This window comes from Kitasatospora sp. NPDC058243 (assembly GCF_042882025.1).
Lineage (GTDB): Bacteria > Actinomycetota > Actinomycetes > Streptomycetales > Streptomycetaceae > Kitasatospora.
In genome coordinates this window covers 44,198-62,659 of the sequence record NZ_JBHVWW010000054.1, presented here as the reverse complement: position 1 = coordinate 62,659, position 18,462 = coordinate 44,198, and the positions used below count along the sequence as shown (strand labels likewise).

The window sequence follows — 18,462 nt, the reverse complement described above, 5'->3', positions numbered from 1 at the left end:
GGTGGGGGGGGGGGGGGGGGGGGGGGGGGGGGGGGGGGGGGGGGGGGGGGCGGGGGGGGGGGGGGGGGGGGGGGGGGGGGGGGGGGCCCCCCCCCCCCCCCCCGGGCCCGGTCGGCCACCGCCTGCTCGTACAGGGTGATGGCCAACCGGTGCTGGCCGGCGGTGAGTTGGGCGTACGCGAGCCCGTTGCGGTGGGCCAGGATGTCCGGGTGGTCGGGGTCGTCCAGGACCCGGCCGGCGTCGGCCAGCAGCCGCTCGAACTCCGCCACCGCCGCCTGGTGTTGACCGGCCACCTGGAGGGCGTAGGCCAGGCCCGCGCGGCTGGTGAGGGTCTCCCGGCTGTCGGCGCCGAGCACCCGCGCCCGGTCGGCCGCCACCGCGCGGAACTCCTCGACGGCGCAGCGGTGTTCACCCGCCTTGCGGTAGGCGTGGGCGAGGGTGCTGCGGTCGGCGAGGGTGGCCGGGTGGTCGTGGCCCTGGAGGCGGGTGCGGTCGGCCACCACCGCCCGGCAGAGCGCGACGGCCCGGGCCGGATCGCCGGCCCGGGCGTGGAGTTCGGCGAGCCGGCCCCGGGTGGCCAGGGTGTCGGGGTGGTCGGCGCCCAGCAGGCGGGTCTGGTCGTCGGCCATCGCGGTGACCAGCGGGATGGCGAACACCCGCTGGGCCCGGTCGGTCAGCTCGCCGGCGGCCAGCCGGTACAGCGCGACGGTCTGCGGGGTGGGCTGCTCGGACGGGCCGCCGGCGGCCAGCTCGCGGATGTGCGGCAGCAGCGCCCGGCGCAGCCGGGGCCCGGCGGTCGGCCAGAGCCGGGCGGCGGCCTCGGCGAGCTGCTGTTCGGCGCGCCGGCGCAGCGGGCGGGCGCCGTCGGAACGGCGCAGCACGCCCTGGAGCAGGCGGTGCACGGTGACGGTGTCGCCGAGGGTGATCAGGTTGTAGTCGGCGAGCAGCCGCAGCGCGGAGTCGACCTCGGCCGGGCGGCGCGCGCCGAAGGGCGTCAGGGCTTCGCGCGGCAGCGCCTCGGGGGCGTACCAGGCGAGCGTGCGCAGCAGCTCGACGGCGAACGGGGTGGTGGCCTGGACGGTGCGCAGGGTGGTGTGCCAGAGCCGGGAGACGGTGGCCACCGCGCCGGAGCCGGTACCGGAGTCGGTACCGGAGTCGGAGCCGGAGCCGGAGTCGGAGTCAGGGCCGGCCGGGCTGCTGGTGCGCAGCAGCTCGCGGTAGGCGGCGAAGGTCGTGCCGGTCTGCTGCACGTAGGCGCCGGCCTGGGCGAGGGCGAGCGGGAGATGGCCGAGTTCGTCGGCGAGGGCGAGCACCTCGGCCTGTTCGGCCCGCGCCCCGGGGTAGGCGGCGCCGCAGAGCAGCCGGGTGGCCTCGGGGGCGTCGAGGACGTCGATCCGCACCGGGCGGATGCCGGGGTGCCAGCCGCCGGCGCGGCGGCTGGTGACCAACTGGTGGCCGCGGCCGAGCAGGCGGCCGAGATAGGGGGTGAGATGGACCGGGTCCTCGGCGTTGTCGTAGACGAGCAGCCAGCGGTCGTGGGCGCGCAGCCAGGCGAGCGCCCACTCGACCTGCTGGCCGGGCGGGGCGGTGAGGGCCCAGGTGGGGTGGAGGTGGACGGCGAGGTCGGCGAAGGCCTCGGCGAGCTGCTCCTCGGACTCGGCGGTGATCCACCAGATCAGCCGGTAGTGCGTGGCCTCGGCGTAGGCGTAGTGCAGCGCGAGGGTGGTCTTGCCGACCCCGCCGAGGCCGTGCAGCGTGGTGGCCTGGGTGACCAGCCCGCTGCCGTCGCCGTCCGACAGCGCCTCGGCGATCGCCCGCAACGCGCCGTCGCGGCCCACGAGTCGGTCCGCGGCGCGGGGCGGCAGGTTGGGAGCGGGGGCGCTCGCCTCGACGGTCAGCGCGGCCCGCGCCGCCTCGGGCGGCAGCACGGCCGCCCGCTGCTCGGCATGCGGGTTCCCGGCGGTGGCGGGTGAGACCGGGCGGCGGCGCTGGTCGAAGGCCTCGTGGTCGGGCAGGCCGCCCTCGGGCCGGACATGCGTCGTCCTGGACATCAACACTTCGGCGCCCTCACCCCCACGTACGGTTCCGCCCGCCCACCGTAGTCGCGGGCGGGCGCCGTGTCACCGGATTCCGCCGGTCACCCGGAGCCGGGCGCACCACTGTCGGTACCGGACGGTAGCGTACCCGGATGATCATGCACACCGCCCCCACCTGGCACGCCACCGGAACGGGCGGCCCGCTGCGGCCAGGGCCACACCGAGGTTGATGCGAGCCAGGCCCTCGGCGGCGCGGTCGCGGGTGTCGAGGAACGCTTCGACGGCCGAGCCGGTGCGCCCCGGCGCCGGCGTCAGGCCTGGCCCTGCCCGGCGAAAGCCCGTTCGGCGGCGGTCATCACCCAGAGCGGGAACTGCTCCACGGGAATCGCAGGCGAGGCCGGGAAGTCGGGCCGGATCGACGCATCAGGGAAGAACGCGACCTGGCAGCGCCGACACAGCCACCCTGCCTGCCACACGTGGAGATGCCGCTGCCAGAGCGCCCGCTGCTCGGGCAGTCCTCGTTCGACCGCTCGCCTGTGGCGGCTTCGCGACACGGTCCGCACGATCACGCCGATGACCAGCAGGACGGCGGGCAGGATGAACGGGCCTATGTGGTAGCCGAGCCGGTAGGCGGAGTCGTAGCCGCTCAGGTCCTCGTCGTCGCGGAGCTGCGAGAGGACCCCGAGCAGGCCGAAGACCGCGGCGAGGACGAAGAGCACGATCGCCCCCGTGCTCAGCTCGGCAGGGGCGGGCTGCGGCTCGGGCGGCGGGTACAGCAGCGCACGCGTCGAGTCGTCGAGTGGCGCGGTGGTGTCCGCCAGGGCGTGCGCCATGAGGACGGACTGGTCCGGTGCGGTGCACTGGGGGCAGGTGGCACTCATCGAACGGTTCGCTCCTGATGGGGACTTGTGCCTGAACGGTGAACACGTAGTACACCACGGGAAGCTGACTGTCCGTGGTGGCCAGTCACCCGCCCCCGGCAGACGGATCAGAGCTCCGGAGCAGGCGTGGCCGCGTCGAGGGCGATGGTCCCGGTGGAGGCGATGGTGGTGCCGGGGCATGGGACATGGGTCGGACCCACCGTCAGTCCGCCAGCCCCAGCGGGTCCGGGGCGGGGGCGAGCAGTTCCGGACCGTTGGAGCGGGCGCTGTTGACGGCGGGGGAGACGGCCCGCACCCGCAGGGCGCCGTCGGCGGGGCGGCGCAGCAGGTGGTGGAGTTCGTCGGAGTCCGTGAGGTCGGGGGCGAGCCAGGCGGCCAGGTCGGCGGGGGCGATGGTGAGCGGCATCCGGTCGTGGACGCGCCCGGCGCTGTCGGTGGCGTCGGTGGTGATGACGGTGGCGGTGGCGAGCCAGGCCGCCGGGTCGTCCTCGGGCCGGGTGCGGTCGCGCCAGAACTCGTACAGGCCGGCCATCAGCATGACCGAGCCGGTGCTGAGGAAGTACGGCTGCTTGTACTTCTTCCGGTCGGCGGCGGCGGGCACCTCGCGCCACTCGAAGTAGCCGTCGGCGGGGATGACGCAGCGCCGGGTGGTGAAGGCCTTGCGGAAGGCGGGCTTGAGGTGGACGGTCTCCGAGCGGGCGTTGATCATGCGGGCGCCGCCGGAGGGGTCCTTGGACCAGGACGGCACCAGGCCCCAGCGCAGCGGGCGCAGCTGCCGCAGCAGCTCGCCGCTCTCCCGGTCGACGCGTTCCAGGACGGCGGGCACCGGGTCGGTGGGCGCCACGTTCCAGCTCGGCGCGAACGACTCGGCCGGATCCCAGCGCAGTTCCCCGAGCAGGGCGACGAGGTCCTGGGGCGTGGTGGTGGAGACGAAGCGACCGCACATGCCCCCACCCTGCCACCAGCGGCGGACAATGCCGGGTCAGTAGGTGGGATGGCGGCCCGGGGTGTGGCCGAAGGTGCGGCGGAAGACGTCGATGAAGGCGCTCGCGGAGGACCAGCCGCAGCGGTGCGCGACCGCCGTGACGGGCAGGCCCTCGGCGAGCAGCACCAGCGCGTGGTGCAGCCGCAGCTGGGTGCGCCACTGGGGGAAGGTCATGCCGAGGTCGGTGCGGAAGAGCCGGGAGAGCGTGCGGTCGCTGGCGCCGACCGCCCGGCCCAGCTCGGCGAGGGTGCGCTGGTCGGCCGGGTCGGCCCGCAGCCGGTCGCAGACCGCGCGCAGCAGCGGCGTGGCGGGGGCGGGCAGGTGCAGCGGCTGCTGCGGGGAGGCGCGCAGCTGGTCGAGCAGGACGGCGCGCAGCCGGGCCCGTTCGGGGCTGTCGTCCTCGGGGGTGCGGGTGTAGGCGACGATCAGTTCGCGCAGCAGCGGCCCGACGGCGAGCACGGTCGGCCGGTCCAGGCCGAGCGGGTTCTCGGCGGCGGGCAGCCCGACCAGGTGGAGGTCCAGTTCGCCGTGGGCCTGGTGGGCGTGCACGGTGCCGGCCGGGACCCAGATGGCGCGGGTGCCGGGGGCGACCCAGGAGCCGGCGTCGGTGGTGATGGCGAGCACGCCGCTGGCCGCGTAGGCGATCTGGTGGTCGTCGTGGCGGTGGGCGTCGATCCCGGTGCCGGAGGCCAGCCGCTGGGCGCGGGTCGGGGCGACGGGGTCGTGGCGGATGTTCGGCATCACCTGGCAGATTATCGGAAGCCCGACAGGTGCCGCTGCGCCGAGCATGTCGGCATGCCGAAGACAACGCCGGACAATCTGCCGATCGCTATGCCCCCTACGTCCAGTACATCCAGTACGTCGAGCACGCCTGACAATCCGAAGAGCACACCCGGCAAACGGGACTCCTCGATCACCCTGCTGTCCCTCGGACACGCCTGCGTGGACGTCTACCAGGGCGCGGTGGCCGCCCTGGTCCCGTTCTTCGTGGCCGAGCGCGGCTACGGCTACGCCGCCGTCTCGGGCGTGGTGCTCGCCGCCTCGCTGCTCTCCTCGGTGGCGCAGCCGCTGTTCGGCGCGATCACCGACCGCCGCCCGCTGCCCTGGCTGCTGCCGGTCAGCACGCTGGTGGGCGGCGTGGGCATCGCGCTCAGCGGGGTGAGCGGCTCGTACCCGCTGACGCTGGCCTTCGTGGCGCTGTCCGGGGTCGGGGTGGCCGCGTACCACCCGGAGTCCGCCCGGGTGGCCCGGCTGGCCGCGCGGGACGGCCACCGGGGGATGGCCTGGTTCTCGCTGGGCGGCAACCTGGGCTTCGCGGCGGCCCCGCTGCTGGTCTCCGTGGTGGTCTCGGGCGGCGGCCTGCGGCTGACCCCGCTGCTGGTGCTGCCGGCGCTCGCGGGCGCCGTCCTGTGCCTGCCGGTGCTGCGCGAACTGGAGCGCCGGCGGGCCGCCGGGGCGGCTTCGGCGCCGGTGGCCGGGGCCGACGACCGGGCCTCGTTCGTGCGGCTGTCGCTGGCCGTGGTGTGCCGCTCGATCGCCTTCACCGGCCTGAGCACCTTCCTCGCGCTGTTCGCCACCCAGCGGGTCGGCGGCGGTACGGCGGCGGGCACCGCGGCGCTGGTGGTGCTGTACGCGGGCGGCGCGGTGGGTTCGGTGCTGGGCGGCGCGCTGGCGGACCGCTGGGGCCGGGTCGCGGTGGCGCGCTGGTCGTACCTGGTGGCGGCGGTGGCCGTGGCGGGCGTGGTGCTGGTGCCGGGCCCGGCGCTGTACGTCTTCGTGGCGTTGACCTCGGCGGGCCTGTACGTGCCGTTCTCGTTGCAGGTCACGCTGGGGCAGGACTACCTGCCCTCGCGGATCGGCACCGCCAGCGGGATCACGCTGGGCCTGACCGTCAGCATCGGCGGCCTGGCGAGCCCGGTGATCGGCGGCCTCGCCGACGCGACCTCGCTGCGCACCGCCCTGCTGCCGCTGGTGCTGATGCCGGTGCTGAGCTGGCTGCTGTTCCGCACCCTGCCGGAGCCGGTCGCGCCCGAAGCCTTTGGCGCGGCCGCGCCCGAGCCGGGTCCGGCGGCTACGCGGTGACGGCCGCGACGACCTCGGCGTAGGCGTCGAACAGCCGGGTCGTGCCCGGCCCGGGGTCGGCGAGCAGCAGCGCCCAGCAGCGGGCGACGAGTTCGCGGGCCGCGGTGCCGGCCCAGGGCTGTGGCAGGAGTTCCGGCGGCAGCAGCGGGTCGGGCTCCATGGCCTCGGTGAAGGCGGCGGCCAACTCCAGGGCGACGGTGAGCAGTTCGGATCCGGTGAGGCCCTTCTCCAGCCGGGCGAGGCGGTCGGCCGCGACCTCGGCGAGCCGCTGGTGGCCCTCGGCGACCTGGTCCAGCGGCCACCAGTGCCGGGCGAGCGCGCGGGGGTCGTCGGTCTCGCCGGTGCGCAGGTCGCGGCTGGTGAGGAGGGTGAGGTGGCCGCGCACGTCGAGGGCGGCGGCCTCGGCGAGGACGTCCTCCTCCCAGGGGTGCGGCGAGACGTAGAGGCCGTTCTGCACCGGGGCGCCGCCGAGCCGGAGGATCGCCTCGCGCAGCGCGTCGCGGGCGGGCCGGGCGTGCTCGGGGACGGCGAATCCCGCGAGGTGCCAGACGCCGTCCCAGGGGGCCCGGCCGCGGTCCTGGGCGTACATCAGCGCCACGTACTCGACGTCGGGGTCGATCGAGCGCCGGGTCTCGGCGGTGGCCCGCAGCAGAGCCCGGCGGCCGCGCCCCTCCTGGACGAACCGCCCGTCGCCGGTGAGGCGCTTGACGGTCAGCCGGACCTGCTGGTCGGTCATCCCGAGCAGGCCGGCCACGGTGTATAGGTCGCCGCAGTCGACCGTGCCGTCCGTGCGGACCATCGCCTCGACCAGCACCCGGGTCGGAATCTCCACCATGGCGACCATCCTAATACGTTCACATCTGATACGTTCGTTTTGAGAACGATAGATTGGTGGAGTGAAGATGCGCAGGCGATGGTTGCTCTGGGGATCACTGCTGTCCGTGGTGGTGCTCCTGCTCGGCGCGGGCGGCTGGGTGGTCTACCAGAACGAGTACGACCTCAAGGAGGAACGCGTCACCATCACCGGCGGCAAACAGCCGCTGCACGGCGTCCTCGCCCGCCCGACCGGCGGCCGCACCCCCGCCGGCCTGGTGGTCTTCGTCCACGGGGACGGCCCCACCAACGCCACCCACGACACCTTCTACCGGCCGATCTGGGAGGCGATCGCCAAGGCCGGCTACGCCTCCCTCTCCTGGGACAAGCCCGGCGTCGACGGCGCCCCCGGCAACTGGCTCGACCAGAGCATCCAGGACCGCGCCGACGAGACCGTCGCCGCGATCGACTGGGCAAAGAAGCAGCCCGGCATCGACCCCGCCCGGATCGGCCTCTGGGGCGCCAGCCAGGCCGGCTGGGTGATGCCCAAGGCCGCCCGGCAGTCCCCGGACGTCAGGTTCGTGATCGCCGTCGCCCCCGCCCTCAACTGGCTCCAGCAGGGCCGCTACAACCTGCTCGCCGAACTCAGGAAGAAGCACGCCACCCCGGCCGAGACCGAGGCCGCCATCGCGCGCAGCGACCGGACCCTCGCCGCCCTCCGGGCCGGCCAGACCTTCGAGCAGTACCGGGCCGGCGGCGGCGACGTCGACGGCCTCACCCCGCAGCGCTGGGACTTCAACCGCCGCAACCACACCTCCGACGCCAGCGACGACCTCGCCGCCCTCCGGGTGCCGGTCCTGCTCTTCCTCGGCGGGCGCGACATCAACGTCGACAGCGACGACACCGAGGCCGGCTACCGCAGGATCCTCACCGCGCCCGGCCAGCTCCGGGTCAAGCGCTACCCGGACGCCACGCACAACATCGTCCCCGAATCCGTCGAGGACTCGGAACTGGAGAGCACCCTCCTCGCGATCGCCGCACCCCGCTCGCTCTTCAGCCCCGGCTACCTCGACGAGCACCGCAGCTTCCTGACCTCGCTGGCTTCCTGACCTCGCTCGGGCAGCGCTGACGGCCCAGCCGCAAAGCCGGTGGACGCAGCCGGCGAAAGGAGAAACGACGATGAGAGTGCTCGCCCTCGGCGGAGCGGGAGCGATGGGCCGCGTCGCCGCCCGGGTCGCCGCCCGACTGCCCGGCGTCCACGAACTCGTGATCGCCGACCGCGACCCGGACGCCGCCCGCCGCACCGCCGCCGCCCTCGCCGGCGGCCCGGTGCCGGTCCGGGCCCGCCAGGTCGACGTCACCGACGGGGCGCAGCTGCACGCCGCCCTCGCGGAAGCCGACGCCGTCCTCAACACCGTCGGCCCGTACTACCGCTTCGGCCTGGGCGTGCTGCGCGCGGCGATCCGCACCGGCACCCACTACCTGGACATCTGCGACGACTGGGAACCCACCGTCGCCATGCTGGAACTCGACGGCGAGGCCCGCGCCGCCGGCGTCCGCGCCGTGATCGGCATGGGCGCCAGCCCCGGCGTCAGCAACCTGCTCGCCGTCCGGGCCGCCGCCCGCCTCGACAGCCTGACCGACCTCTACACCGCCTGGCCCGTCGACGCGGGCGCCGAACCCGACGACACCTCCCTGCGCGGACCGGACGGTGCCCCGCTGGCGGCCGCCGTCCACTGGATGCAACAGATCAGCGGCACGGTCGCGGTGGTCGACGGCGGCCGGATCGTCCAGCGGCCCCCGCTGCGGCCGGTCGCCCTCGACCTGCCCGGCGGCCACCGCGGCACCGCGTACACCGTCGGCCACCCCGAACCGGTCACCCTGCACCGCAGCCTGCGGCCCGGCGGCGCGGCCGCCAACCTCATGGTCGTCACCGCCAGGACGGCCGCCTACCTGGACGTCCTGCGGGACGACCTCGACGCCGGGCGCCTCGGCAACGAGACCGCCGCCGTCGACCTCGACCGCCCCACGCTGCGCCGCACCCTGCGGGCCGCCGCCCGCGCGGCCCGCTTCCCCGGCCCCGGCAGCCTCCCCGGCTTCTTCGCCGCCGCCACAGGCGGCCGCGAGGGCCGGCCGGTCACCGTCCTCGCCCGGCTCACCGGCGCCGAGGCCCTGCTCGGCGACATGGCCGAGAGCACCGGCGTGCCAGCGGCCCTCGGCCTCGCCCAGCTCCTGGACGGCGGCGTCCGCGCCCCGGGCGTCCACCCGCCCGAGGCGGCGATCGACGCCGAGCGCTTCTTCGCCGACCTGGCGCGCCACTGGCCGGGCGTCGGCGTCGTGGTGGAGGAGCGCCCGGGAGCGTGATCAAGAGACGCGGTCAGGAGGCGTGATCAGGGCGCGGGCGCCGGCGCCGGCGAGGTCAGGACACGACGCCCCAGCCCTGTCCGGGGGCGGCGCCGTCGGCCGCGTCCGTGGTCACGGTCGAACCCGCCGTGCCGGTGCGGGCGTTGAGGACCAGGCCGGTGGCGACGTTGGTGATGGTGAGCTTGCCGGTGGCGCCGTCCTGGGTGACCCGCCACTCCTGCCAGCGGTTGCCGGGCGAGTAGCCGAGCAGGTAGGCGCTGTTGCCGGGGTCGGTGCCGGCGGCGAGCACGGTGTGCGCGTGGGTGGCGGTGGCGCAGTTGTCGGCGATCCGCACGGTGCCGTCCGGGTTGCTGGTGAAGGTCCACTGCTCGGAGGTGTGCGTGGGCCACCAGGTGTTGACGTCGGCGACGGCGCCGAGCGGCGAGCTGCAGGTCCCCGCCACTTCCAGGACCAGGCCGCCACCGCCGCCGGCGCCGATCGCGTGGTAGCGGCCGTCGTCGACCACCGCGGCCGGCCCGGTGGCCGGCCGGGCGCTGAGCCGGTACAGCGCCACGCCGTGCGGGGCCACCGAGGCGCCGAGCGTGCCGGTGACGGTCGAACTCGCGCCCGTCCACAGCTCCTTGGCGGTGTAGCCGGGCCCGGTGAGGCCGAGTTCGCCGAGGCTGGTGCTCACCGTGCGGCTCGCGGCCGGGTCCTGGTTGACGAGCAGCACGGCGGTGTCGCCGTTCGCCAGCCGCCGCTGGAGGACGACCGGCGCGGTGGCGTTCGCGGGCTTGGCGCCGACCAGGGTGGCGGGCTTGGCCAGGGCGTCCTGGTCGATCGCTATGACGTCGCGGTTCTTCAGGACCGCCAGGCTAGCGGCGTCGATCCCGGTGGACCAGGTGTGGCCGTCCGCGCTGTGCTGGGACTGTGCGGCGGTGCGCAGGTCGGCGCCGGAGACCAGCGGGGCGGCGAGCATCGCGAGGACGGAGGTCTCGGTGCGGGACTCGTCGTCGGTGAACGGCTTGTGGCAGGTGCAGGTGTCGGTGGTGCCCCAGGCGCCGTAGACGTCCTGCCAGCCGGTGAACATCATGTCGAGGTCGTTCCAGCTGCCCGGGCGCACGTTGCCGGGGTACTGCAGCGCGGTCTGCAACTGCCCGTTCCAGAGCACCCCGTCGAGCTCGCTGTCGCGGTCGCCGCCGATCCGGCAGAGGTTGGCGACCTGGCCGCACCAGACGCCGGTCGGCGCGTAGCCGGGCGCCTGGAACGGCGCGGTGCCGGCGGCCTGCACGACCGGGTCGGTGCGCGCCGGGTCGTCGGCCGCGAGCAGGTACGGGACGCCGGTGTGGGCGGGCTGGGCGGAGACGCTGAGGGTGACCTTGGGCCGGCCCTGCGCGGCGGAGGCGGCGTCGAGGGCGCGCTGGAAGGTCTGGACGCGGGCGTAGATCGAGCGGGTGAGTTCCTTTCCCTCGCCCTGGGTGTAGTAGTTGTGGCCGTCCGGGCCGGTGATCTGCGGGCCGTAGGGGCAGTCGTCGTACTTGACGTAGTCGACGCCCCAGGAGACGAAGTCGCTCGCGTCGGTGCTCTCGTGGCCGAGGCTGCCGGGGTGCATCTGGCAGGTGAGGTAGGTGTCGGTGGCGTAGAGCCCGAACTTCATGCCCTTGCCGTGCGCGTACTGGGCGAGGTACTCGATGCCGTTGACGGTCCGCCCGTTGACGGTCTGCGCGGGGAAGTGGTCCGGGCGGGGGAGGAGGTGGCCGGTGGTGGGGTCGTTGCCGGTGCCGTCGGTGCCGCTGACGGGGTTCCCGGCGGCGTCCTGGAGCTGGAGGCCGCCGTCGGCGTTGCGGACCAGGTCGGTGGTCTGGCCGTCGCGGTGCCAGAGCGACCAGCCGTCGTCGATGGTGACGGTGTCGTAGCCGGCCGCCACCAGGCCGTTGGCGGCCATGAAGTCGATGGTCTGGACGACCTGGTCCTCGGTGACCTCGGTGCCGAGGGAGTTCCAGGAGTTCCACCCCATCGGCGGGGTGAGGGCGTTGCCGTTGCCCAGGGCGGCGGCGGGGGCGGCCGTGCCGAGCGTGAGGGCGCCGAGGCCGGTGGCGGCGAGGGCCAGCGCGAGCACGGGTGCCGCGAGGCGGTGGGGGATGTGGCGCATGCGCGCTCCTGAGGGTGTGGGGGTGGTGACGGTGCGTCGGGTGGAGCGGGGTGTGCGGCCGACCGGTTGGGGGCCGGTCGGCCGGAAGGGTGGTGCGCTGGGGGGGGTCAGTCCGTGACGGCGGCGCTCGCGGTGCGGCCGGGGGCGACGGTGACGGTGGCGTAGGTGTAGCTCACGCCGTCGACGGTCCTGGTGCGGGTGGGCCAGGCCTTGCCGTCGACGGTGATCCCGCCGTGCGGGCCGGCGAAGCGGGCCTCCCAGGTGAGCGGCGTACGGCCGGTGTTGGTGACGGTGCTGCTGCGGTGGCCGTCGTGCCGGACGGTGACCGAGCCCGCGCCGACCGGGATGTCGGCGACCTCCAGCCAGCCCATCGAGGCGGGCAGCCGGGAGGCGGTCACGAGGGTGTGCGCGGCGGCGTCGGGCTCGACGCCGAGCAGGCCCTGCACGGTCTGGCTCAGCAGCGTGAACGGGACCTCGGGGTAGTCGCCGTTGAGCAGCCGTCCGGTGGCGTGGAGCTGGTCGACGCCCTGGTAGATCTGCCGCATCCACTTCCAGGCGGTGTCGCCGTCATGGTTGGCGAAGAAGGCGTCGGGCAGGTAGGTGTAGGCCTCCAGGTTGGTCGAGCGCTGCGGGCCGGAGTCGGCGGCGTCGATGGCGGCGAGGAGGGCGTCCCGGCGCGGGCCGGGGTCGAGCAGCTGCTTGACCGGCATCAGCACGCTGGACTCGTAGCCCCAGCCGGTCACCGGCTTGCCGGTGGTGTCGTAGCCGTGCACGACCTCGCCGGGCTGCTGCCGGTCCACGCTCCAGGTGGTGTTGACGTAGTCGCGCAGCGCGGTGGCGGCCTGCCGGTAGCCGGTGGCGGCGGCGGTGTCGCCCTTGGCGGTGGCCAGGGTCGCGGCGGCGAGGTACGCCTGGTACTGGGCGCCGATCGCGTCGCCGGCCTCGGCGTAGGTGCTGGTGGCGTTCTCGGCGTAGCTCGCGGTGCCGGCGAAGATGCTGCGGCTGGTGGCCTGCGGGATGGGCAGGCCGCCGTTGTCGACCGGGCCGGGGTGCTGGGTGATGAAGGGGCCGAGGGTGTTGCGGACGTAGCCGCTCAGCGCGGGGTCGTCGGCGTAGTCGCGGTCCCCGGTCCACCGGTAGGCCTCGCCGGCCTTCTCGACCAGCTCGAACGGCGCGGGCAGCTCGCGCACGAAGCGGTCGGGGCTCCGGTAGTCGATGCTGCCGTACGTCCTGGCGTCGAAGTTGAGCGCCCAGACCGGGTAGAGCTTGTTGGTCTCGGTGGCGGAGGCGGCGAACCCGCGCAGCATGGTCTTGTTCTCGGCGTCCAGGCCGAGCAGGTGGGCGCCGACCAGCTGGTGGGCGAAGTCGCGGCTGTAGAAGTCGGAGCGGAACGGGTAGCCGGCCCAGTAGGTGGTGTCGTAGGTGGTGGTGCCGGTGCCGCCGGGGTTGTTCTCGTCCTGGTTGAGCACGCCGGTGGTGCCGGCCTGCTGCACCCAGCTGTTGGCCTTGGTCTTGGCCCAGTCGAACAGGGCGACGACCTCGGGGTCCGAGGAACTGATCCTCGGGTCGCTGGGGGCGGACGGGGCGACGGCGGCGTCGTCCGCGTTGACCCAGCCGGTGGGGGAGGAGCCGATGCCGAGGGTGAGCCGGTCGCCGGCCGCGACGTGCACCCGGGGCAGGGTGTACTTCGCGTAGACGGGCTGCTCGGGCAGGGTCAGCGAGCGGACCACGGTGCCGTTGACGCTGACCGAGAAGGTGCCGCCGGCGCCGCCGGTGGCGATCCAGGCGGACAGGTCGTAGCTGCCGGCGGTGACGGCGGTGACCTGCTGGGCGATCCGGTGGCCGGAGCCGGCGTCGAGGTAGGCGAGGCGGGTGCCGCCGTGCGGGTTGTTGGTGGCGACGCCGGTGTGCTCGGTGAACGTCCAGCCGTTCGTGCCCTGTTCGAAGCCGGGGTCGGCGAGGGTGAGCGGTTCGCTGCGGGTGAGGGTCCAGCGGTGGGCGGGCCGGGCGTCGCAGCGCCGGCGGTCGGCGGCGCTGCTCGGCTCGTGGTCCGCTGCGCTGCTCTGCTCGCGCTCGGCGGCGCCGTCCTGCTCGCGATCCGCTGCGCTGTTCTGCCTGTGGTCGCCTGCCGTGGTGAGGCAGGCGCCGTGCGCGGCCAGGGTGTGACTCCCGCCCGGCGCCGGGGAGATGGCGAAGGTCTCGGCGGCGGGATCGGCGCCGCAGTCGGCCGTGCCGGGATGCCGCCCGGTGCCGTCGAGGGTCAGGCAGCGTCCGCTCGCGGCGTTGACCAGCCGGTAGCCGTCGGTGGTGCGGTGCAGCTGCCAGCGCTGGCTGAGCAGCCCCTGGCAGGCCGCGCCGACGACGGGCGTGCCGGCCGCCGGCTGCGCGTACTGCGGGCCGAGGCAGCCGCCGTCCAGGACGGAGCCGAGGACGTAGCCGCCGCCGTCGACCAGCGCGGCCGCGCCGTCGGCTCGGGCCGGTCCCGCGCCGACGGCCTGGACGGCGAGTACGGCCAGAACCGCTAAGCCCGAGGGCAGGGCGCGGACCGGTCGGCGGCGCGGGGCGCGGGTGGGGGGCATGGGGGCTCTCCTGTCGGACGGGTGGCGGTGCGTCAGGGGGCGGGGCGGGGCGGCGTGCGCGGGCAGGGGTTTGAACGTTCAAATCCCTCGAGCGACGCTGAGTGACATGTGCAATGTCACATGCTCATCCGAGCCGCGTCAACGGTCGGCGCACGGTCGGCTGCCGCCCTCCGGACTCGCCCTCCGGGTGCGCGCGCCGGGAGCCGGGGCCGCCCGGCGTCAGCGCAGGGCGGTGACCGGCGTCAGCACGGTGCGGTGACCGGCGTCAGTGCAGGGCGGTGACCAGCATCAGCGCGGCCACGCCGAGCAGGGCGAACGCGAAGGCCCGTTGCAGGGTGCGCCCGCTGAGCCGGTCGGCGAGCCGCTTGCCGTCCCAGGCGCCGAGGATCGCGGCCCCGGTGAAGGGGGCGGCCACCGCCCAGTCGATGGCACCGGTCGCGCCGAGGCGGGGCAGCAGCGCGGCCAGCGCGTTGGCGGTGATCACCAGCAGACTGGTGCCCACCGCCTCGGCCATGGTGAAGGCGAGCACCGAGACCAGCGCGGGGACGGCGAGGAACCCGCCCCCGACCCCCAGCAGCCCGGTGACCGCACCGAGCCCGGCGCCGGTCGCCGTCGAGCGGCCCCACCCGGCGGCGGAACGTTCCTGCGGGGCGGCCTTCGGCGGCACCAGCATCCGCCAGGCGGCCAGCCCCGCCAGCACCGCGAACGCGCCGGTCAGCAGCGCCCCGGGCAGGTGCGCCGAGAGCGCCCCGGCGGCCGTGGCGGCGGGAAGTCCGGCGGCGGCGAACAGCGCGCCGGTGCGCCAGCGGACCCGGCCCGCCCGGGCGTGCGCGAGCAGGCCGGTCAGCGAGGTCGCGGCGACGATCACCAGGGCGGCGGTGGTGGCCAGGGCCGGGCTGAAGCCGAGCAGGTAGACCAGCGCGGGGACGGCGAGCATGCTGCCGCCCCCGCCGAGGCCGCCGAGGGCGAGGCCGACCACGGCCCCGGCGGCCAGCGCCAGGAGCAGCGCGGTCATATCGCGTCCCCGGCGTCCCTGGAGTTCCCGCCGCTGCTGCTGTCGCCCGGAGTGGTGACCGGCAGTCCGGCGTGCTTCCAGGCGGTCATGCCGCCGACGACGTTCAGCACCTCGACGCCGCGCTCGGCGAGCAGCTGCGCCGCCCGTGCGGAGCGGTTGCCCGAGTGGCAGATCGCCAGGACGAGCCGTCCGCCCGCCTCGGGCGGGAGCGGTTCGCGGGCGGCCAGGGCGATCAGCGGCAGGTGGAGGGCGCCGGGGGCGTGGCCGGCCGTGAACTCGCCGCGCTCCCGGACGTCGAGCAGGACGGCTGCGCCGGCGCGGGCGAGCTGGTGGGCCTGAGCGGGGGTGGTCTGCCCGGGGTTGGGCGACAGCGGGGGCATGCGGTTCTCCGATGGTCTGGTGTGGCGTGGGCCGGCTCGCCGGGGGGTGTGAGCGCCTCCTTGGCGCCACCCGTCTCCGGTGGCGACGGCCGGTCCCGCGCAATGTCCACCATAGTACCCCTGGGGGTATTATCGACCTCGTTTGGCGATACCCCGCCCCGTATCAACCGTGGGGCGGCATGCTGGCACATATACCGGTGGGGGTATCGAAATCACGCCGAGGCGCCCGACGCCGCCCAGGAGGTTCCCCGTGTACTTCGCCCAGTTCTACCTCGACTGCCTCTCCCAGGCCTCGTACCTGATCGCCGACGAGCGGACCGGCCGCGCCGTCGTGGTCGACCCCCGCCGCGACGTCGACGAGTACGTCGCCGATGCCGAGGCCCGCGGCCTGACCGTCGAGGCCGTCATCAACACCCACTTCCACGCCGACTTCCTCGCCGGCCACCTCGAACTGGCCGACCGCACCGGCGCCTGGATCGGCTACGGCCGCCGGGCCGAGACCGAGTACCCGATCCGCAAGCTCGCCGACGGCGAACGGATCGAACTCGGCGACGTCGCCCTCCAAATCATGGAGACCCCCGGCCACACCCCGGAATCGATCAGCATCCTGGTCTACGAGCAGCCCGACGACACCGTCCCGTACGGCGTGCTCACCGGCGACGCCCTGTTCATCGGCGACGTCGGCCGCCCCGACCTGCTCGCCTCGTCCGGCGTCACCGCCGACGAACTCGGCGCCATGCTGTACGACAGCGTCCACCGCAAGCTGCTCGCTCTGCCCGACGAGACCCTCGTCTTCCCCGCCCACGGCGCCGGCTCCGCCTGCGGCAAGAACCTCTCCACCGAGAAGCGGTCCACCATCGGCCGCGAGCGCGCCACCAACTACGCCTGCCAGCCCATGGACCAGGACACCTTCGTCCGCATCGTCACCGCCGGCCAGTCCGTGGCCCCCGCCTACTTCGGCCACGACGCCGCCCTCAACCGGCAGGATCACCCGCTGCTCGACCGCACCAACCCCGCCCGCCCCCTGTGCCCCGAGGGCTTCAAGGAGGCCCGTACCGCAGGCGCCGTCGTCCTCGACGCCCGCAGTCCCCAGGAGTTCGGCGCCGGACACCTCCGCGGTGCCATCAACGTCCCCGTCGACGGCCGCTTCGCCGAACAGGCCGGCACCGTCCTCACCCCCGACGGCAACCTTGCGATCATCGCCCCGCAGGACCGCGAGGGCGAGGTCATCACCCGCCTCGCCCGCATCGGCTTCGATCACATCGCCGGCTACCTGAGCAACCCCGACAACGCCCTGCCCGCCCTCGCCGACGACCTCACCCCCGCCAGCCGCCTCACCGCCGACCAACTCCGGACCGCCCTCGCCACCGAACAGCCCCCCACCGTCCTGGACGTCCGCACCTGCGGCGAACGCGAAACCGGCTCCATCGAAGAATCCCTGCACATCCCCCTGACCGAACTCCCCAGCCGCCTCGACGAGATCCCCACCGACCACCCCCTGGTCGTCCACTGTGCCGGCGGCCACCGCTCCTCCATCGCCGCCAGCCTGCTGCGCCACCACGGCCACACCGACGTCTCCGACCTCCTCGGCGGCTACACCGCCTGGCACACCCTCACCCACCCCACCCTGGACTGAACCCAGCCCTCTCGGCGCACCTTCGCCGGCATCTACCTGGACTGACGAGCGGTATTGCATCCGATGCAACATTCATCGGATGCTGCGAACGGCCTCGGCCTGGGGCTTCATCAATCGGAGATTCGATGCTTTCGCTGCATGTTCGATATGGCGCCCATGTGAGTGAAATGCGAATGTTGTGCCGTTTCGTGGCGTTGGGGTGCGCTTTGCTGACGCTGATCCCGGATCGGGAACAGTGCCAGAAGAAGAGAGACAGCCGTGAGCGTGGAGTCCATGAAGCGTGGGAAGAAGCGGACCGTCGGGTCGTTGGCGGTGGCGATGGTGGTCCTGTGCGCTTCGCCCGCCACCGCGGCGGTGACCTTCACCGAGCACAACACGCCCAACAGCCCGGGTGCCATCACCAAGGGGGCGGACGGCAACCTGTGGTTCCTTGAGCCGGGTGTCGGTAACGTCGCCAAGATGACCACGGCGGGGACCGTGACCGAGTACCAGGTGCCCACCCAGAACGCCACCCTGACCGCGATCGCCGGCGGAGCGGACGGCAACGTCTGGTTCACCGAGTACGACGGCCAGAAGATCGGGAAGATCACCCCCGCCGGCGCCATCACCGAGTACAACCTGCCCCAGGGCCAGAACTCGCCCGAGCCCAACGGCATCACCGCCGGGCCGGACGGCAACATGTGGTTCATCGACTGCAACAACTACCAGATCGGGAAGATCACCCCGTCCGGCGTCATCACCGAGTACGCCATCGCCTACTACCCGGGTGAGATCACCACCGGTCCGGACGGCAACCTGTGGTGGACCGCTCCCAACAACAGCGGCCTCATGAAGACCACCACCGCGGGCGTCACCACCAAGTACACCGTGCCCAACATCACCTGGCAGTCCTACATGCAGGGGATCACCGGCGGCCCGGACGGCAACGTGTGGTTCACCGCGTACGGCGCCAACAAGATCGGGAAGATCACCCCCTCGGGCGCCATCACCCAGTACAACGTCAGCGCGCCTGGGGAGATCACCAGCGCCCCGGACGGCAACCTCTGGTTCACCGAGCCCGGCAACAACAAGGTCGGGAAGATCACCCCCGCAGGCACCGTCACCCAGTACAGCCCGCCCACCGCGAACGCCGGGCCGAGCTACCTCACCACCGGCCCCGACAACAAGGTGTGGACCACCTACGGCAACGTCAACAAGGTCGCCAGCGTCACAACGAGCTGAGCCCAGCCGACCCGGCCCGCGCTCGCGACCCGACTAGAGCCTGCGCGGGCTGCGGGGCCACTCGGTACGGTGCTCGGGCCCGGAACACGCCGGGGTCATGGGCGGCGAGCGCGTCGAGGTACACCTGTACTGGTGGAAAGAAGCCCTGTGGCACGTACTTCGGGCGTGCACTGTGCTCTTCCTTGCCGTCTTCGAATGCCGGCGCAGGTGGACCGGGGGGGGGGGGGGGTGGGGGAGGGGGGGGGGGGAGGTCGCTGGTCTCAAAAGGGGGGGGACCCAGAGCCCCAGAAAGCTAGGCCCCGGGCCGGTACTTTGGGGCGTGGGCCCCGAAGGGTGCGC

14 protein-coding genes (1 of these 14 running past the window's edge) are annotated in these 18,462 nt (G+C 74.1%); 5 read left to right on the top strand and 9 right to left on the bottom strand.

Annotated features, from left to right (window positions below; genetic code table 11):
* From ACFVX9_RS28625 to ACFVX9_RS28610, 4 genes are all read right to left on the bottom strand, one after another.
* Positions 1-2,051, bottom strand: the 5' portion of a protein-coding gene (locus ACFVX9_RS28625; RefSeq protein WP_387984252.1) for a tetratricopeptide repeat protein. Its footprint begins 58 nt before the window's first position; 2,051 of the gene's 2,109 nt are visible here — the first part of the coding sequence; the start codon lies at positions 2,049-2,051; the stop codon falls past the left edge of the window.
* A 296-nt stretch (positions 2,052-2,347) separates the two neighbouring features.
* Positions 2,348-2,917 carry a hypothetical protein gene (locus ACFVX9_RS28620; RefSeq protein ID WP_387984250.1) on the bottom strand — a complete coding sequence of 190 codons (570 nt, stop codon included), beginning with the start codon at positions 2,915-2,917 and terminating at the stop codon, positions 2,348-2,350.
* 202 nt (positions 2,918-3,119) lie between these two features.
* Positions 3,120-3,863, bottom strand: a complete 744-nt coding sequence (locus ACFVX9_RS28615; RefSeq protein WP_380373653.1) for an SOS response-associated peptidase — start codon at positions 3,861-3,863, stop codon at positions 3,120-3,122.
* Positions 3,864-3,899: 36 nt separating this feature from the next.
* Positions 3,900-4,643 carry an AraC family transcriptional regulator gene (locus tag ACFVX9_RS28610; protein WP_387984254.1) on the bottom strand — a complete coding sequence of 248 codons (744 nt, stop codon included), beginning with the start codon at positions 4,641-4,643 and terminating at the stop codon, positions 3,900-3,902.
* Between the two features lie 54 nt (positions 4,644-4,697).
* Between ACFVX9_RS28610 and ACFVX9_RS28605 the strand changes: the two genes are divergently transcribed.
* Complete coding sequence (locus ACFVX9_RS28605) at positions 4,698-5,984, top strand: MFS transporter (RefSeq protein ID WP_387984249.1); 1,287 nt, start codon at positions 4,698-4,700, stop codon at positions 5,982-5,984.
* On the opposite strand, the gene ACFVX9_RS28600 is transcribed toward ACFVX9_RS28605, so the two are convergent.
* Positions 5,974-6,819, bottom strand: coding sequence for a PaaX family transcriptional regulator C-terminal domain-containing protein (locus ACFVX9_RS28600; protein WP_387984247.1), 846 nt, complete (start codon positions 6,817-6,819; stop codon positions 5,974-5,976). The two genes, ACFVX9_RS28605 and ACFVX9_RS28600, sit on opposite strands and share 11 nt — an antisense overlap.
* Before the next feature lie 67 nt (positions 6,820-6,886).
* Between ACFVX9_RS28600 and ACFVX9_RS28595 the strand changes: the two genes are divergently transcribed.
* A complete protein-coding gene (locus ACFVX9_RS28595) occupies positions 6,887-7,906 on the top strand; it encodes an alpha/beta hydrolase family protein (RefSeq protein WP_387984246.1) in 1,020 nt (339 codons plus the stop codon).
* Between the two features lie 70 nt (positions 7,907-7,976).
* Complete coding sequence (locus ACFVX9_RS28590; protein WP_380485014.1) at positions 7,977-9,161, top strand: saccharopine dehydrogenase family protein; 1,185 nt, start codon at positions 7,977-7,979, stop codon at positions 9,159-9,161.
* A gap of 55 nt (positions 9,162-9,216) precedes the next feature.
* Here ACFVX9_RS28590 and ACFVX9_RS28585 read toward each other — a convergent pair whose 3' ends face one another.
* The 4 genes from ACFVX9_RS28585 to ACFVX9_RS28570 all read right to left on the bottom strand — a co-directional run bounded on the left by ACFVX9_RS28585 (position 9,217) and on the right by ACFVX9_RS28570 (position 15,266).
* Entirely contained in the window at positions 9,217-11,292 is a 2,076-nt protein-coding gene (locus ACFVX9_RS28585; RefSeq protein ID WP_380373663.1) for a hypothetical protein, read from the bottom strand.
* A 107-nt stretch (positions 11,293-11,399) separates the two neighbouring features.
* A complete protein-coding gene (locus ACFVX9_RS28580) occupies positions 11,400-13,871 on the bottom strand; it encodes an RICIN domain-containing protein (protein WP_387984245.1) in 2,472 nt (823 codons plus the stop codon).
* 265 nt (positions 13,872-14,136) lie between these two features.
* Positions 14,137-14,886 carry a sulfite exporter TauE/SafE family protein gene (locus ACFVX9_RS28575; protein ID WP_387984244.1) on the bottom strand — a complete coding sequence of 250 codons (750 nt, stop codon included), beginning with the start codon at positions 14,884-14,886 and terminating at the stop codon, positions 14,137-14,139.
* On the bottom strand, positions 14,883-15,266 hold the full coding sequence (locus ACFVX9_RS28570; protein WP_380485008.1) for a rhodanese-like domain-containing protein: 384 nt from the start codon (positions 15,264-15,266) through the stop codon (positions 14,883-14,885). The genes ACFVX9_RS28575 and ACFVX9_RS28570 overlap by 4 nt, the downstream gene beginning before the upstream one ends.
* Before the next feature lie 250 nt (positions 15,267-15,516).
* Between ACFVX9_RS28570 and ACFVX9_RS28565 the strand changes: the two genes are divergently transcribed.
* Positions 15,517-16,902, top strand: coding sequence for a rhodanese-like domain-containing protein (locus tag ACFVX9_RS28565; protein WP_387984243.1), 1,386 nt, complete (start codon positions 15,517-15,519; stop codon positions 16,900-16,902).
* Positions 16,903-17,175: 273 nt separating this feature from the next.
* Positions 17,176-18,123, top strand: a complete 948-nt coding sequence (locus ACFVX9_RS28560; RefSeq protein WP_380373674.1) for a hypothetical protein — start codon at positions 17,176-17,178, stop codon at positions 18,121-18,123.
* Positions 18,124-18,462 lie beyond the last annotated feature (339 nt).